This window comes from Acidobacterium sp. FHG110202_01 (assembly GCF_059115305.1).
In genome coordinates, this window is the sequence record NZ_JBZYWJ010000009.1 from 18,005 (window position 1) to 35,018 (window position 17,014).

The 17,014-nt window shown below is 54.8% G+C and carries 11 protein-coding genes; 7 read left to right on the forward strand and 4 right to left on the reverse strand.

Translation table 11 applies throughout. The features are described 5' to 3' along the window. Positions 1–597: 597 nt before the first annotated feature. Positions 598–750 carry a hypothetical protein gene (locus AC5S16_RS18040; RefSeq protein ID WP_493931500.1) on the forward strand — a complete coding sequence of 51 codons (153 nt, stop codon included), beginning with the start codon at positions 598–600 and terminating at the stop codon, positions 748–750. A gap of 319 nt (positions 751–1,069) precedes the next feature. Here AC5S16_RS18040 and AC5S16_RS18045 read toward each other — a convergent pair whose 3' ends face one another. From AC5S16_RS18045 to AC5S16_RS18060, 4 genes are all read right to left on the reverse strand, one after another. Next, positions 1,070–2,509, reverse strand: a complete 1,440-nt coding sequence (locus AC5S16_RS18045; protein WP_493931501.1) for a hypothetical protein — start codon at positions 2,507–2,509, stop codon at positions 1,070–1,072. A gap of 74 nt (positions 2,510–2,583) precedes the next feature. After that, the gene (locus AC5S16_RS18050) at positions 2,584–3,447 is read right to left on the reverse strand and encodes a polysaccharide biosynthesis/export family protein (protein WP_493931502.1); all 864 of its coding nucleotides are present in this window, start codon (positions 3,445–3,447) and stop codon (positions 2,584–2,586) included. A gap of 64 nt (positions 3,448–3,511) precedes the next feature. After that, entirely contained in the window at positions 3,512–5,761 is a 2,250-nt protein-coding gene (locus AC5S16_RS18055) for a GumC family protein (protein WP_493931503.1), read from the reverse strand. 483 nt (positions 5,762–6,244) lie between these two features. Next, entirely contained in the window at positions 6,245–9,433 is a 3,189-nt protein-coding gene (locus AC5S16_RS18060; RefSeq protein ID WP_493931504.1) for an alpha-mannosidase, read from the reverse strand. A gap of 281 nt (positions 9,434–9,714) precedes the next feature. Between AC5S16_RS18060 and AC5S16_RS18065 the strand changes: the two genes are divergently transcribed. From AC5S16_RS18065 to AC5S16_RS18090, 6 genes are all read left to right on the forward strand, one after another. Beyond that, positions 9,715–9,915 (forward strand): hypothetical protein, encoded by a 201-nt coding sequence (locus AC5S16_RS18065; RefSeq protein WP_493931505.1) that lies wholly within the window; start codon positions 9,715–9,717, stop codon positions 9,913–9,915. A 78-nt stretch (positions 9,916–9,993) separates the two neighbouring features. Then, a complete protein-coding gene (locus AC5S16_RS18070; protein ID WP_493931506.1) occupies positions 9,994–12,195 on the forward strand; it encodes an Ig-like domain-containing protein in 2,202 nt (733 codons plus the stop codon). Next, positions 12,192–13,448 carry an ABC transporter permease gene (locus AC5S16_RS18075; protein WP_493931507.1) on the forward strand — a complete coding sequence of 419 codons (1,257 nt, stop codon included), beginning with the start codon at positions 12,192–12,194 and terminating at the stop codon, positions 13,446–13,448. The genes AC5S16_RS18070 and AC5S16_RS18075 overlap by 4 nt, the downstream gene beginning before the upstream one ends. Before the next feature lie 41 nt (positions 13,449–13,489). Then, positions 13,490–14,815, forward strand: coding sequence for a zinc dependent phospholipase C family protein (locus AC5S16_RS18080; RefSeq protein WP_493931508.1), 1,326 nt, complete (start codon positions 13,490–13,492; stop codon positions 14,813–14,815). 111 nt (positions 14,816–14,926) lie between these two features. Further along, complete coding sequence (locus AC5S16_RS18085) at positions 14,927–15,970, forward strand: acyltransferase family protein (protein ID WP_493931509.1); 1,044 nt, start codon at positions 14,927–14,929, stop codon at positions 15,968–15,970. 207 nt (positions 15,971–16,177) lie between these two features. After that, positions 16,178–16,948 carry an ABC transporter ATP-binding protein gene (locus AC5S16_RS18090; RefSeq protein ID WP_493931510.1) on the forward strand — a complete coding sequence of 257 codons (771 nt, stop codon included), beginning with the start codon at positions 16,178–16,180 and terminating at the stop codon, positions 16,946–16,948. Positions 16,949–17,014 lie beyond the last annotated feature (66 nt).

A 17,014-nucleotide genomic window follows, 5' to 3' on the forward strand; every position in this document is an offset into this window, starting at 1 on the left:
GATGTATAGAACGCTTAATGGAATTATTTGTTGCTTTCGTTTCCCATCTGCTGCAACATCGGATTGTGCCATCGAGTTCTTCGCTGCAGTGTCTTAATGTCTCCACGATATGCATCCTGCAGCACCTTGCGCTCGCTGCGTGAAATTCCCATTTTTCCTAGATTCTCTCGATCTACGACAGCATATCTATTACTGCTACTGCCTGGCATATTGAACGAGTGCTTGCTGTAAGTCGCACTTCTTCGTGGCGAGCCGCTCGACCGCGATGGCGTAAGGATATTCGGAGATAGAAAATCCCTATCACCGAAACTTCCGAACGGCGAGTCGGAGACAACAGAACCCGATAATCTGTCACTATGCATTCTTGAGAAATCGAGCGCTTCAAAGGGACTTTCAGTTCCCTGGCTTTCAGGTTGTCGGCTTCCGGTTGAGGTAACACCAAGGCTGGCAGCGCTACCGGAGTGAGGTATACCCGATGCAGAATTGGCTGATCCTGATAATTGAGACCCCTGAAGCGTACCCATTGTTTTCTGGTGCGGACTGACAGTCAAAGCACTTTTTTCTATTGGCAGTTGCAGTTGAGCAGCCGGCGATTGTATGTGCATAAAAGAATTCGCCGGAACCTGGCTCAATCCCGATGAAGCTCCTGCTCCGGATAAAGCCGGCGCAAAAGCTGACGCCGATGTAGGCTTGCCCAGCACTGAAGTAGGACGCGAGGCCTGGAGAAGGAACTGGCGAATTGCCGTCTGAGTATTCGCGTCTCTTACCAGAGTATCTACCGAGTTAGGCCGGCTCCGGATAAAAGAGATTCCTTCAATCGATGGATTCATACGGTTCGCCAACAGATCGGCTCCGGTAACGTCAACAGGAATAGGAGCCGTGTTCAACGGCGCCACAGTTGCTGCCCCCGGCTCAATCTCAGTAGAGGGAAGAGGGGCAACGGTCGTATTTATCCCGCTGTCAATTGGGAGGGATACCTGATTGGAGACGGACTGAGCATACGCAATCGAAGCAACTCCTATCCACACCGCGACTGGCACGAGCCATTTGCTTGTTCCGGAAGGCTGTATCACTGAATAGATCCTCCGGCCATTTTCTGGCGTCGCAACCCGAAATTCGGGAGCTTGAAAAAGAACCATAAAAGGAAGGAGAAAATAAAAGTATTTCGTATATTTGCGAGATGCCCGGATAACCCTGATTCTGTCACGAGTGAATCAAAGAGTAATGCCAAGGTTACGAAGGTGAGGGCCATCCCATCGAGGTGAATGCGAAAGATTTCTACCAGCACTCTGTAAATTACACAAAGCACGATGGGATAGAAAATTATGCCCCAAAAACCAAAATCGAGCGCGCCTGCCGTAACAGTCGAATTCGGCATATCTCTAAATGCAAAGTTAAATTGCATATTGGCAACACTTTCTTCCTCATAGAGAAAGGCACTCTTGTCTTCCCAAAAAGCTGCGGGAACAACCAACTGGAATTCATGAAATGCGGCTGCCCCCATTGCCGGCTGCATATGTTGACTGGCAGCCAGCAAATCAGAAAGGTACCCGATAACGAAGGTGCGTTTTTGCAGATTCTCCGCAATTTGGCCGTTCACTTTCCCGGAGCTTCCCTTCTGGTACAAATCAAGTGCCAGCTGAATTCTTTCGGAAAGAGCCAGGTTATTGCGGTGCGCGTTATTCCCGGCAACTCGAAGATAAAAGAATGCCGTAGCCCCAACTGCAATGAGGGATCCAACTATCGCCGCATAAACAAACTTTCTTGCGTTTGACCATCTGGGCTGGAATGAGCTGAATCTTGTGGCAATCGCTGCGAGTAAGATGCAATACAGCATTGTCCTGCGACCCACTGGCACCAGGAGAAGGAACTGCAAGACTAACAGGCCGCCAAGTAGCCATTTGACGTTATCTTTTGGGCGATCAAAAAAGGCGACAGCAGTAACGGCAAATACTGTAGGAATCAGCCAGAAAATCAAGCTGAGAAAAATGCTGCGTCCGCCTCCTCCAGTCGCCCCTGTTCCACCCATATATCCCATTAAGCCGGACACATAGGCACCAACAAGTATTCCAGTACCAACAAGAATAAAGGTGACTACACGATTGTCCAGTTTCAGCTTATATCGAGAGTTGAAGGTTACGGGCTCATACAACTCCCCTAGAAAGAGCAAGACAGCCGATGCGATCAGGACTGCAGCCATGGCTTGTACGACTGCTTCCGTATCTCTGCCGAATGCCACAGCCAGCTCTATTGAGCCCCGAGGTAATGTGAGCCAGCTATTCAGCGTACCTAGTCCATATCCCATCGTCAGCGCGATACATATGCACAGCGAGAAACGTATGGGAGCGCGCTTTACAACCAGATCCACCAGGAAATAAAGACCAGCCCCAGTTCCAACAGCTGATGCAACGGCTAGCATCATATCTGTCGGAATCACCCAAGCAAGGAAACCTACACTCAGCAGGAAAAGCGGAATATCCAAAAAATACCGACGACGAGGCAGGTCCACGGGAACAATTCTCATCGGCGCAACCCGCGAAGGCGTTTGCCATGGGAGGCCCGTTATTGGACTGGATGCATTCATCAACGCGTATAGATCAGGATGCCGGCCGTAATCTGGATTGCGGCCTCAATTCCCCGATAAGTAAATGTCTTGGTGGTGCTGGATGGAACAAAAATGATATCTCCGTCATTCAGCTTTAAGTCAGCTTGGGAGCCGTAAGCAATGTGCTTCAGATCCAGGTCGACTTCTTCACGTCCCTCAGTGGTTTTACGAATAAGCTTCGTCTTGCTCAGGGCCGCAGTCTTGTCCCAGCCGCCGGCAAGAGAAAGAGACTGCATCACCGAGATTGGCGTATTGTTATCGATCAGAAAACCACCTGCTTTGATCACATCACCGATCACATAAACCACGCCGGCTTTCGCCACAACGACCGTGTCACCGGGGAGAATCACAGGGTTCTCCTGGGAATGCATCGTTTCCGGTCCAGACTGCAGAGGCACGGTTACGGGATGTTGCGGGTCATCGCGATGCACAATGGAGACAGACTTGCCCGCCGTAGTCGACACACCACCCGCAACTGACAGCATATCCAGTAGTCGGCGCGTACCCAGCGTGGGATAAACCCCCGGAGTTCTCACTTCGCCCATCACAGTCGCGCCCTGCGATGCATATTCAGCGATAAAAATCGTGACGTGCGGTTCAATGATCAGACGTCGCGACCGCAGCTGTTCCTCGATCAGGTGCGCAGCATCAAGCGTGTTGAGGCCGGAAACCTTGACTTTGCCCAGCACCGGAAGGTTGATCTCCCCATCCTGGCTGACGCGAACTGACGTCGTTAATTCCGGAGTGTCGAATACGACGACGTTCAGCAAATCGCCAGCGCCTATGGCGATGTTTGTAGGCTGGGCGGCCTGCTCCTGCGGCGCAGTCGATTGTCCCATCATCGCGCTGCAAAAGATTCCGTAGATAAACAAAAGTAAAAACAGCCCAGCACAAGGTAGCGTCGGTCTATTTTTCACCATTGTTCACTCCGTAGCCAGCCCCATATCCCTTGTAGCCATAGTCATAGCGCTTTGAATAGGTGTAGTAATTCTCAAGTCGCAGGTCGACATCATTAACGACAGTACCGAGCAGTCTCGCATTGACACGACGCAATTGGCTGGTCACTTTCGACAACGCCTTCTTGCGCGTGATTCCTGAGCGGACAAGAATAAACGCTGCATCGACATGCGGAGCCAGGCTCAGCGTGTCAGCCACAGCCAAGATCGGCGAGGTGTCGAGAATCACATGGTCATATTCCAGCCGCCATTGCAAAAGCAGGTCTTCCATGCTGCGCGACGCCAGCATCTCTCCCGGATTAGGTGCAATGGGACCGCGGGAGAGCAATGTTAGATTCGGCACATCGGACAATGGCTGCTCATATGCTTCATTTCCCGACTCACGCGAGAGCAGCGTAGACAGGCCAAACCGGTTTGAGGTCTTGAACTTCAGATGCAGAGTTCCCTTGCGAAGATCGGTATCTACCAACAGCACCCGCGCCGAACGCCGCGCAAATGAAATAGCCAGGTTCGCAGCACAAGTGGATTTCCCCTCTGCCGCGAAACTGCTGGTAAGCAGGATGAGCCGAGGTTCCCGATCTACAGCTGACAGTAGCAAGGAAGAGCGCAATGTCCGGAAGCCCTCCGCTACGACCGACTGCGGCTCAGTGTAGGAGATCAGGTCAGGCGAAACCTTTGAGAGGCGCTCCTTTTCAAGAGCGACTCCATCCGATGTGGCAGAACTGCCCTTCTTGAGTGCTTCAAAGTGTGGAATAACGGCCAATGCTGGAAGACCAGAAACCACCTCGGAATCATCAGAAGTGCGGATGGTGTCATCGAGCGACTCGAGCAGGAGCGCCGCGATTGCTCCCAGCAGCAGGCCGCCAATCAATCCAAGCAGCATGTCCCGCGACTTCCGGGGGCTGATGGGAAGCGACGGCTCAGCCGCCCGGTCAATCACGTCAATGTTGTTGGAATTCAGGCCTGCAGTGATTCCTGCCTCTTTGAGCTTCGTCTGCAGAGCGTCATACAGGTCCGAAGCAGATTCCGCGCCATGTTTCAGGATGTCAAACTCTGCCGCTGACTCGCTGGTACGGTAAGCCTCCTGCTTGATCTGGTTCAAACGCGACTGCAACAGGTTCTCTGTCTGTACAGAGGCGTTGTACTCCTCCTGAAACCGGCTAGTGAGATTATTGATTTCCGTATCGATACTCGACTGAACAGCCGCCAACTGCTTCTCGGCCTCTTTGACCTTCGGCCAGTCCGGACCAAACTTCGCCTTCAATTGAGCATCCTGAACCATCAACTGGCTCTGCTGCTCGCGCAGCGAGGGCAGGGTAGTGCCCGGCGCTACAGAAACCAGCAACTCCGGGTTTCGCGTCTGCGCCAGCTTATATCGGGCCTCTTTCACAATTCTGTCGGCCTGGGCCTCTGCCAACTGCTGGCTCACCGTCCGCAAATTTTCGCCGACCAGCGTGTCACCATCAGACGTTATACCGACCAGGTTGTTTTCCTTCTGATACTTCGATACTGCCTGCTGTGAATCCTCAACCTGCTTCTTGAGTGCGCTCAACTGCTGCGAAAGCCAGTTGGATACGCGATTCGTTCCCTCATACCGCGCGCGCAGATCGCGCTCCATGTATGCGTCTACAATCGCATTGGCAATGGTGGTCGCCAGCTTCGGATCAGGATTGCGGAACCTCACCTGAGCGATATCGGTTCCAGGCAGCATCACTATCTTCAAATTGCCCGTGAACATGCCGATCAATGCCTGTCGCTGCCCCGGCGACAGATGGCCATTATAAGGAGACGCTTTGAATACGTCAGAGAACGGCCGCCTGTGATACAGATCCAGAGTGTTGATCACATCCAGAACGACCGATTGGCTCCGCATAATCTCGACCTGAGTCTGCAGGCGCTCTGAGGACGCATCCTCCCCTCCAAGCTTTTGCTCAATCAGGTCATTGATTCCAATATTGGTGGACCTGTTCAGGTCGATGTCCACCTGCGCTGTCGCCTCATAAAGCGGCACAGACATGAATGCGTACTTCGCCCCAATCAGGAGCCCAAAAAGAATACAGCCAAGGATGACCCATTTCCATTTGATGAAAATCTTGCGGACTTCGCCCGGAGTCAAGACAGACGGTTCAATTGGACCACCACCACCCGCAGGAGTCAGAGGCAGTTCTTGTCTCTGCGGTGTTATTGCTTGCCCTTGCATTCCTGGTTAAGCTCCTTCATTGACCTGCTTATCTGACTACCGTTCTCAGCCAGCGAAAGCAATCCATGCAGTGCAGGAAATTCTCCGGTGGTCCCTGGACTTTTCTACACTACTTTCAACTTCTAGAACCCGCTCCCGGAACTCTTCCTTAAAATTTCAGCTGGCTTTTGCGAAGCGAATGAATGGTTTGATGCATCGTTTATGGTCAGTGTGGTGTGCTGTTGATGCGACCTAAAGGGATATTCTTTCAGACGTTGCATAGTAAGGCCCTCCCGGGAAGATCGAACGTGATTCAATTCCCCTATCCTCCGACAAGGCTCACCCAGCTGCACGTTGCTGCCGGAAATCCCGAACCATCACACACTTAAGATAGCTAAGGGTTTGTGGACGGTCAACGGAAGAACCGCCGATCAGTTCCAACTATGTAACTAAAAATAAGCCGGAGGCTGCTCGCCTCCGGCTCAATAATCTTTCTTTTATAGCTTATTGTCCGTGTGGATAATCCACCCGTACCGCAAGAATCTCGTACGGATGAATTGGAACCGTCAGATGCCCGCCCGCAACCGTCAGGCCTGATCCCTGAGGCTGCTCCAGCAGATTCGTCTCTGTAGCCGCAGTCGCGCCCTCAGGCAGGCTGACTTCAACATCCGCCTGCTTCCCTGCCCACTCATACATATGCAGGACCAGCGCGTTGCTGTCTTCCGCCTTCTTCATGGCCGTAAGAACCACATTCTCCGGCTTCACAGTAACGAAGGAGTGCTCCAGAGGCAGAGCTCCGGCATGCGCCTCCACCTGCAGACCCTTCAGCTTGTAGTTGTATTCGTAACCGTGACGGACCGTTAAAGCCTGTTTCCAGTCTCCGGCATGCGGATACAGCGCGAAGCTGAAATGCTGATGCCCGCGGTCTGCCACCGGATCAGGCCATGTTGGCGAGCGCAGCAGCGTCAGCCGCAGCACATTGCCTGCGTCGTCATAGCCATATTTTGAGTTGTTGATGACGCTGAAACCGTGTTGACCGTCGCCAAGATCGGCCCAGCGCAGTGCCGGAACTTCAAACTGCGCCTTGTCCCAGCTGTTATTGCGCGTCGTCGGGCGCTCGATGCTCCCGTACGGAATTTCGTACGTCGCCTTGTCGCTCGTCGCCGCCAGCGGGAAGGCCGACTTCAGCAGAATGTGATCTTCATGCCAGTCAATGTCGTTGACGATATTCACTTCATCGGAATTCGCCGCAAGCTGAATCTCCTGCACGAACTTCGACTGTTGCCAGTGACGCGTCACGCGAATGGATGCGCGCGCCGGCCCCTTTTCTACCAGTTCAACCGAATCAGCTTCCGTCAGCTTCGTCGGCGGAACATCCAGCGTGCCCGGATCGATGTTCCACGCATCGTAATCTTTCGGAGTGTCCTTGAACGCCTGCAGCTCATTACCGCATGCGCCCTGAGCCAGCGTCTCGAAGTTTGCCTTCTTGTCGAAGATGCTGGTGATGCAGCCGTTCGTCTTGTCCACTGTGACGCGCACAAGTGAGTTCTCGAGCGTAAGCCCATTCGCCTTCAGGTCGCTCGTGAAAAGCTTCTCGCCGGCAACCGCGTGCAGCACTTCGTAGCCCATCGAAGGCACATGCTTCGCCTCGACAAACAACTTGTAGCTATTGGTCTTCTTGTCGCTCGAAACAACAAGCGAAGGCAGCGCCTGTCCCTTTGCATCCAGAACAGAGATACCGTTCGGAGCAGCGCCAGGCATCTGCACCGAAACTTCAAACCATCCTGAACGATCCCACGCCAGCGGATTGAAGACCAGCACTGGAACTTCGCCAGCGGCCTTCGTGTTGATCCGCGCAGCAATTGTCTTCAGAGACTCCTGCGAGATCTTGTCCGTTTCGAGATGGGTCTTATCGAACTGCTCCTGCGCTTCCTTATAGATGATCCCGATGCCCGACCCAGCCGCGAGGTCATGGAAATCGTTAAACGTAATCGTCCTCCATGCATCGGTCAACTGATCGTTGGGATACTTCTTGCCATCGAGCCACGCGAGCGAAGCATACTTCTCGGCATTCAGGGCCCACTCTTCGCTGTTGCGCATATTGGCCTTGTGCTGAGCCTGCGTCGTCATCACGCCGCGGTGATATTCAAAATACAGCTCGCTTTTCCACGTCGGAATCGCGACCTGTCCCGCAGCAGGAGTTGACGGCGGCGTATAGCCATTCATGATCTTGAAGTAGTCCCACTCCGGAGAGTTCGAAGCCAACTGCTTCTCGACCGAGGTGAAGTAGCTCTGCGCCGTGCCGAATTTGTAATTGGGAATGATCTTGTTCGGCTGTGCCCAGTGTGCTCCTTCATCCAAAATGGTACGCGTCGGACCACCGCCGTGGTCGCCCACGCCATAAAGGTCCATCATCTCCGTCAGCCCCGGAGACTGCTTCCGTGCCGTCGCCAGATCGGCCGACAAACGCACCGGGTTGAGGTTACCGTTTGCATAGTCATGCGGGAAATATGTCAGCACCTTGCTGCCATCCGGCGACTCCCACCAGAAGAGCTTGAACGGAAGCTGGTTGGTGTCGTTCCACGTCATCTTCTGCGTCACGAAATAGTCGATGCCCGTCTTCTTGTAAATCTGCGGTGTCTGCCAGTTGTATCCGAAAGAATCCGGGTTCCAGCCGATGCGCACATCAACACCGTATTCCTTCTGGTAGAAACGCTTGCCCAGCAGAATCGAGCGCGCCTGCGATTCGCCGTCCGGCATGTTCAGGTCTGGCTCGACCCACATGCCGCCCACAATCTCCCAGCGGCCTTCCTTGATGCGCTTCTTGATCTCGTCATTGATATCCGGATATTCCGTCGCCATCCAGTAGTTGTACGCTGCAGCCGACTGCGTGTAGGTATAGTCCGGATATTCATACATCATCTGCAGCGCAGTGGAGAACGTCCGCTTCACCGTATCGATCGTTTCTTCCCACGGCCACAGCCAGGCCGCATCAATGTGCGAGTTACCGGTCAGATGAAACGTTCCCTGCTGCAGCAATGGCTTCAGCGTTTCCAGTGTCGTAGTGGCTTCCTTGAGCGAAGCATCGAACTTTTTCTGGTTCGCAGAGTCAAGCGCCTTCAGATCGACTGCATTGACTGACTTTTCGAGCGTCGCTTCATCTGCCTGAGGATTCTTCGAAAGGGTCGGAATCAGCAACTCGGCAGAGAGGAATTCGCGGTACAGATCAATAGGGCCAGGACGGCTCTCAGGAAAATCAATCTTGAACTCTGCATCGTGGAAACTTTTCTGGTCCACAGTGTGCAGCAGTTTTACCGCAACCAGCACCTTCTCACCCGGCTTCGCGTCATCGAAAAGGACAATCGGTTCCAAGTCATCGCCCAGCGCTACGCGCCTGCCGTTGAAGTAGATAATCTGCGGCATCGGGCCATTCGCAGAGGCCAAAAAACGGAACCAGATGCGCGCTCCCGTCAGGTCGTAGCCGTGAAAGGTCTTCGGAACTTCAACCCAACGCCGGTACCATGCCGCTTCTCCGGAGGACTTGGCACCCGGCTTCACCGTCTCCCAGCTTGCATCGTCCAGGCTGGTGCTCTCCCCATGGGAAAGGTCCCCGGCATGGAATTTCCATTCACCTGCGTCTAGATGGTTCAGCTCCCCGAGCCTCTGAATGACGGCCTGCGACTCAGCGGGCATGGATTTCGTAATCTGCGCGACCTGCCGCCCATTCTGAGCCCATACACATGACGAACAAAGCAAGGCAGTCAACGCCACCCTACGACCGATTCCAATCACCTGCATCTCCTCACTCAATACATAATTCCGCGCAATTTTCCCTGCTCCCTGGCCTTGGAAAATGAACGGGTAGAGTCTGGTGGATTATATCGTTAACAGGCCATGTGTGGAAACGTTCCCATTATGTTGCCTGGCCATCGTTGAAGTCCATCAGAAGTTCACTGCTTCTCTAAACTACTCCCATGCGGAAAGTGGTCATTACCGGTCAGCCTCCGGTCCAGGTCCTCGACGTCACAGGCCTGCTCGAGGTCTTTTCGAATGCGCCGAACTATGATGTTCAGCCTGCGGTTCCTGGCCCCGAGCGGATACTGCAAACGGACGTGGACTCGTTCTCGGAGCCGCAACTCCCGTCGATGCGATTCGTGGCCCTATCGACACTCTGATGGTTGCGGGAGGGTCGGAGCCGAAAGCGGCAGTATGATCCGGACTTCCCTGAGCGCCGTGCCCTGATAAACTCAGCAATGATGTTCCGCCCATCATTGTTTCCTGCACTACTGGTCCTCTGCTGCTCTTCCCTTTCTCTTGCACAAGGGACACGACTCTGGACGCAGCAACGATTCGAGGAGTTAGAAAAAGGCACGCCCAAAGGCGTCGCCATTCGCAGTGACGGTATCCTCGAACCCGGTCCGGATAGCCGCCAGATTGCCAACACGCCCTCTACTTATGTCTGGTCGATTGCCGCCGATACCGCTGGCAATGCCTATGCCGCCACCGGTTCGCCCGCTTCGGTGCTGCGTATCGCACCCGATGGCAAAAGCACGAAGCTTTTCTCTACCAAAGATCTCTCCGTGCAGGCCGTGGCCGTGGCCAAAGACGGCACGGTATACGCAGGCACCCTGCCCTCCGGCAAGGTTTACAAGCTGCCCGCCGGAGCCACCGACCTCGATGAAACCAAGGCCACGGTCGTCTTCGATCCGGCGCAAACCGAAGAAAAACCGAAGTACATCTGGGACATCGTCCTCAACAGCGCAGGCCATCTGTACATCGCTACCGGAGGCCCGGCCGCCATCTATCGCATCGATGCCGCAAACAGCGGCGCGAAACCCGAGCTCTTCTTCAAGAGCGATGAGCAGCACATCCGCACCATCGCCTTTGATAAAGCTGGAAACCTGATCGCCGGTTCCGACGGCAGCGGCCTGATCTATCGCATCGACCACAGCGGCAAGGGCTACGTCTTATTCGACGCGCCCAAGCATGAAATTACCGCCCTCGCCGTCGCCGACAACGGGACCATCTACGCAGCCGGCGTCGGCGGCAAAGGACAAACCACGCTCCCGCCGCTTCCGGTACAAGGTACACCTTCTGTATCCGCGACAATTACAATTGTGCAGCCGGGATCAGTACAAGCCTTCAATGGCAATACCGTGATCCCCGACGGCTCCGAAGTCTACGCGCTTCCTCCGCAATCTGCACCGCACAAAATCTGGTCCGGCCACGACGACATCGTCTACGGGCTCCACTGGACACGCGAAGGACTGCTAGCCGCCACCGGCAATCGCGGACGTCTCTATCGCATCCAGGACAACGGTGACTTCGCCGACATTGCTCATCTCGAATCAACACAGGCCGTAGGCTTTGCCGATTCTACTCAAGGGCTCTACGTAGGCACAGCGAATACTGGAAAGATTTATCTCCTGAGCCACACCCCGGCTGCCGAGAGCACCTATCTCAGCGACGTCTTCGATGCCGGAGCCTTCTCCCAATGGGGCCGCGCCGAAGTTGATTCGAAGTCCGCAAGCTACGAGCTCTACGCGCGTTCCGGAAATATCGAAAATCCGGAACGCGCCTGGAGCGACTGGAAGAAGGTCACTCCGAACAACGGCCCGCTCGGCCTTGAACAGGCGCGCTTTATCCAATGGAAGGCGGTGCTGCATCCCGGTTCAACCATCGGCTCCGTCGGCATCAACTACCTGCCTGTGAATATGGCTCCGGCTGTGGACGACATCGTGGTCGTGCCCGGAGTCCGCGCCAGTGCTCCGCCACAGCAGGCGCAGCCGTCCCAGCCCATTACTATCAACTTCAGCTCCTCGCCGAACCAGGGACTGCAATTCAACTCGGAGCCCGGACGCGAACCGCTCCCGGGAGTAAAAGACAAATCCGCCATCACCGCACGCTGGGTTGCGCATGATGACAATGGCGATGACCTCGTATACACGCTCTACTATCGCGGCGACAGCGAAACCAACTGGCAGCCGCTCAAGGAAAAGCTCACCGATCGCTTCTACACCTTCGACGCAACCAGTCTGCCTGATGGAGCCTATCGCCTCAAGGTCGTAGCCAGCGATGCGCCGTCTCATAACCCCGGCGAAGCGCTCACAACAGAAAAAATCAGCGACCGCTTCATTATCGATACCGCGCCGCCTTCACTCACCCCCATCGAGGCACGCCTCGTGAGTGGGAAGATCCATGCCGTGCTGACGGCAACCGATACCGCATCACCGATCGCGCATGCCGAGTACTCCATCGATGCAGGTCCGTGGCAATATATTGAGCCTGTGGGCAAACTCTCTGATTCCCTCACGGAGCATTACGACTTTGACGCGCAGATCACGCCACGCCAGCCTGGAATGCCCGCGCCAGCAGATTCATCCGAGCACCTGATCACCGTGCGCGTTTACGACCGCTACGACAACATAGCGACAGCAAAGGCAATCGTCCGGTGAGATTTGAGTTCTTCGTTGCCGCGCGCTACCTGCGGGCAAAACGCCGCCAGGCAGTCATCGGAGTCATCACCGCCATCTCCGTTGCCGGAGTCGCCGTCGGAGTCGCAGCGCTGATCATTGCGCTCGCCATCACTAATGGCATGAGCCGCGACCTGCGCGAGCGCCTGCTAAGCTCCACTGCGCATGTGTCGCTGATGCGCATACAGAGCGATGGCATCAGAAACTGGCGCTCGTTGACAGACAGGCTTCGCAAGCTTCCGCATGTGACTGCGGCCGCGCCCGGCCTCTACGAGCCGGTTCTCATTTCGCGTGGCGCGCTCTCCGGAGGAGCGGAAATCAAAGGCGTCATCCCTGAAGAAGAGCGCACCGTCAGCGATCTGTTGTCGAGCATCACCAAAGGAAGCTTAGCGCCTCTCTCGCAATCTGCCGATGCAAGTGCTCCGGACGATGCAAACCGTGCAACCCCGCCCATTGTGGTGGGACACGATCTCGCCGAATCGCTGAACGCAAAAGTGGGCGATGCCGTAATGGTCACAAGTCCGCAGGGTGAATTGACCCCCTACGGCCTTGTTCCCAAATACCAGCGCTTTCAAATCGCCGGCATCTTCCACTCCGGCTTTTACCAGTACGACTCAAGCTTCGCCTTCGTCCGTCTCACTGATGCGCAGCGACTCTTCGGCGAACCCGATGTTGTCTCCGTCATCTCTTTCAAGGTCGATGATCTCTACCACGCGGACCGCATCGGCAAAGACATTGAAGCAGCTGCCGGCCCCGGCTTTGAGACCACCAACTGGATGGAACAGAACCGCGAGCTCTTCCGCGCTCTGAAGCTTGAGCAGGTTGTCACCTTCATCGTCATCGGCCTCATCGTCTGCGTCGCCGCGCTCAACATTCTCATCGCCCTCACCATGATGGTCATGGAGAAAACCAGGGACATCGCCGTACTCATGTCCATCGGCGTCCGGCCGGAGCAGATACGCCGCATCTTCCTCATGCAGGGATTTCTCATCAGCGTCATCGGCACCGCCATCGGCCTCGTCCTCGGATACGTCCTCGCCTGGGCCGGCGGCCACTATCGCTTCATTCATTTGTCCGCCGACGTCTACTCCATCGATTATCTTCCCTTCGCGCCGCGCATCCGCGACGGTGTCATCGTGATGCTTGTATCGCTAGGGGTTTCTCTGCTGGCAACACTCTACCCATCCACATCTGCCGCACGAGTGCTCCCCGCCGAGGCCCTGCGCTACGAATAAGCAGAGCAACCTGAAGCGTCTTCCTGGCCTCGTATAAGCGGATGCCCGTATGTTTTGACGAGACAGGCAGGAACTTCAGCCCAAATGCCATAGCAGCGTGTTTGCTGGTCTGGCTGCTGATTACACAATCGCTTCCCTGCTCCGGATACTCCGTCCTCACACATCAGCAGATCATCGATCTCGCCTGGGGATCATCCATCAAGCCGCTGCTGCTTGCACGCTATCCCAGTACCACAGATGCGCAGCTGCGTGAGGCACAAGCATACGCATATGGTGGAAGCGCCATCCAGGATGCGGGCTACTATCCCTTCGGGCATGCCTTCTTCAGCAATCTGACGCATTACATCCGCACGGGCGACTTTGTCACCAGCCTCATGCGTAATTCTCAGAACGTGAATGAGCTGGCCTTCGCCCTCGGGGCTCTCTCGCATTATGTCGGCGATAGCATCGGACATCACGATGCCGTGAATCCATCCACCGCAATAGCTTTTCCCAGGCTCGCCCTGCAATATGGGCATTCCATTACCTACGATGAAAGCCCGCACGGCCATGTCCGGACGGAATTTGCCTTTGACATAGATCAGTTAACAAAGAAAAATTTCGCTCCATCTGAGTACCTCGCGCACATCGGCCTCAAAGTCTCCCTGGGCCTCATGGAGAAGGCATTCTTTGAAACATATGGCCTGCATTTGAGTGATGTCCTCGGGAACAAGCGGCAACGCGCGGTCATCCTCTCCTATCGCCGCTCCGTGCGCAGTTTTCTCCCTGCGTTTGCTCACGCTGAGGCCGTGCTGCATGAGCACGATTTCCCGCCGGACTCGGATACCGAACCATTTCTGGATCTGGATGGGCGGATCAAGCAGGCTGACTATCAGAAAGGCTGGCAGAACACGCGCAAACGACCGGGCTTTCGAACACATCTGCTGGCATTCGTCGTGTTTCTGATTCCAAAAATCGGGCCCGCTGCTAACCTGGCAATCAAGATTCCCACGCCGGAAACGAAAACGAAATATGTTACCAGCATCAACCAGACTCTTGATGTTTATGAAAAAATGCTCGACGATCTCCGTGCTAACCCCAGTCAACCTCCCGAGGCTGCTCTAAGCCTCGATAACCGCGACCTGGACACTGGCTATATAGTCCAGCCAGGAGGATACCCTCTGACCGACAAAACATATGCTGAATTGCTGATGCGCATTACGAAAAACTCTGGCCAACCCACGCCGGCCGGATTGAAGCATGACATTCTCGCCTATTACGCCGATCCCGGGGCGCCGATAGCTACAAAAAGAAATCCCAGAGCGTGGAAGCGTGCACAGGACGCATTGTCCGTGCTAGCCACCATGCAGGTGGTTCCTGTCAAGTAGCAATTTCGCTCATTTGCGTAAACAGTAAACGATGCTTTCACTACCCGTCGATTGACCTTGCTATGATGGTCACTGAGACTGCAAGTCCCTTGTTTTGCAGGAGAAACCAAGGTGGCTGACCAAGCCCGGTTGAGTTCGGTAGACGTTGTTAAAGGTGTAGCCATCATTCTGGTAGTGCTGGGCCATGTGCTGCAGGGCGCGGCTCATAGAAATCTGTTGTCAGGCTCCACATACAACTTCACCGAACGCTTCATTTATAGCTTCCACATGCCCGCATTTTTCTTTGTCGCGGGTTTGTTTGTTGAGCAGAGCATCGTCAAGCGAGGCTGGCGCAGGTTTATCGCCGACAAGTTTCGGACTGTCTTATATCCCTACCTTCTATGGGCCTTCATTATGCTGGCGCTCACGCCCCTGATCGGCCGCTTTCAAGCTGCGGCGCCTCCAAAGGCTGGCGCTTATCTGCTTGGAATCTTGATAGGCGATGACAGTTGGTTTCTCTTCACGTTCTTCTTCGTCCTGATGCTGGCTTTGCTTACTCGCAGAATTTCTCTCTACCTGCGCTTTGTATTGGCGGTTCTGCTGTCTCTGTTCTGGCCTTCAATTGGCCATCACGGAATCGACGGCATTATGACGGAATTTGTTTTTCTGGTCGCGGGGCAGATTGTAGGACAGAAGATAGCCCGAATCGATTCCACGGACTTCGGGCCAAGCCTCTTGCTGATGACTGCCTCCTTCAGCGCAATTGTCGCCACAATCATCGCAGCTGACTCCAAGGTAGACACCGCGCTTCAGTTCGGCTTCATCCCTCTCGGACTGGCAGGAACCACCGGCCTCTTCTTTCTTGCCCGCGTCATCAAAGACACCTTTCTGGCGAATGCTTTGGCATGGATCGGCGAGGCCTCCATCGGAATCTTCCTTCTGCATCCCTATTTCCAGGGAATATCGCGGCTCGCCATTACAAAAACACTCGGCCAATCCCATCTTTATCCACAGATTCTTGTGCCCACCGTAATTGCGACACTGCTACCGGCATTTCTTTACCATCTGCGGAAGCAATGGCGCATTGCCTTCCTGTTTGAGCTGCCCAAAGCCGATCGCAGCTCCTCCACAGCCCGCGTGAATCCTGCGGAAGCACCCGCTTCCCTTTCCAAATAAGCTGAGCTATTCTGCACGTTCTAAAACTGGGCGCTGACCCGCTAGAAAACTATGTGGTCCGGCTGGAAATGTTTGGCCTATCAACTGTAACCATTTTCATAAAGGGGCCATGACGCAATGCTTCCTGTTGAATCTAAGTAATACAGGAGCGCAAAAACGTTAGAGGGGACGCTTCCTTTTTGGTGTCTAACAATGATAGAGGTAGATATGGGAACTCCCTCCGCCAGTTCGCAGGTTTTGCCGGACAGTACAGCCTATTCAGGTCTGAGTCCGCTGACCGCCTCCGTGCATCCATTAGTAAAGGCAGAAAACCTGCGCAAGGAATACGCAACCGGGCGCAGGCGGCTGGTGTTATTTGATGGTTTGAGCTTTGAAATCGCACAAGGAGAGCTCCTGGCCATTGTGGGCCAGTCCGGAGCAGGAAAAAGCACACTTTTGCACATCCTTGGTGCTCTTGATACTCCCACAAGCGGTGACGTATACTGCGCCTCAATTCCATTGCGAAATTTATCACCCAAACAGGCCGCATCTTTCCGTAATCGGGAAATCGGCTATGTATGGCAGTTTCATTACCTTCTGCCCGAGTTCACCGCCCTTGAGAATGTGGCCATGCCGCTTCTGGCGCGCGGCCAGTCCAAAGCCGAGGCTTTTGAAAGCGCCATGGTCTGGCTGCAGGAGGTAGAACTTGCAGATCGCGCTGACCACCGCGCTGGAGAGCTTTCCGGTGGTGAGCAACAGCGCGTCTCGCTCGCGCGGGCACTAGTAACGCAACCCAGATTACTGCTGGCGGACGAGCCGACCGGCGATCTCGACAGCCACACCGCGGACAGCGTTTTTTCCTTGCTCGAGCGGTTGCATGAAAGCGAACATCTAACTTCGGTTCTCGTCACGCACAATTTGACACTGGCGCGGCGATGTAACCGGATTTTGCGGCTGGAAAAAGGCCGCATGGAGGAACTGTCTCCGCAGGAACTATAAACAGGCGGAGAATAGAAGCAAGAGCGGCAGTCCCGGCAACGGGCTGACGTACAAGTGGTCTGGAGG

Bases quoted from the DNA above. Each gene is read 5' to 3' on its own strand.
- AC5S16_RS18065 (WP_493931505.1), top strand. From the start codon at position 9,715: ATGCGGAAAGTGGTCATTACCGGTCAGCCTCCGGTCCAGGTCCTCGAC.
- AC5S16_RS18040 (WP_493931500.1), top strand. From the start codon at position 598: ATGTGCATAAAAGAATTCGCCGGAACCTGGCTCAATCCCGATGAAGCT.
- AC5S16_RS18080 (WP_493931508.1), top strand. From the start codon at position 13,490: ATGCCCGTATGTTTTGACGAGACAGGCAGGAACTTCAGCCCAAATGCC.
- AC5S16_RS18070 (WP_493931506.1), top strand. From the start codon at position 9,994: ATGATGTTCCGCCCATCATTGTTTCCTGCACTACTGGTCCTCTGCTGC.
- AC5S16_RS18090 (WP_493931510.1), top strand. From the start codon at position 16,178: ATGGGAACTCCCTCCGCCAGTTCGCAGGTTTTGCCGGACAGTACAGCC.
- AC5S16_RS18060 (WP_493931504.1), bottom strand. From the start codon at position 9,433: ATGCCCGCTGAGTCGCAGGCCGTCATTCAGAGGCTCGGGGAGCTGAAC.
- AC5S16_RS18055 (WP_493931503.1), bottom strand. From the start codon at position 5,761: ATGCAAGGGCAAGCAATAACACCGCAGAGACAAGAACTGCCTCTGACT.
- AC5S16_RS18050 (WP_493931502.1), bottom strand. From the start codon at position 3,447: ATGATGGGACAATCGACTGCGCCGCAGGAGCAGGCCGCCCAGCCTACA.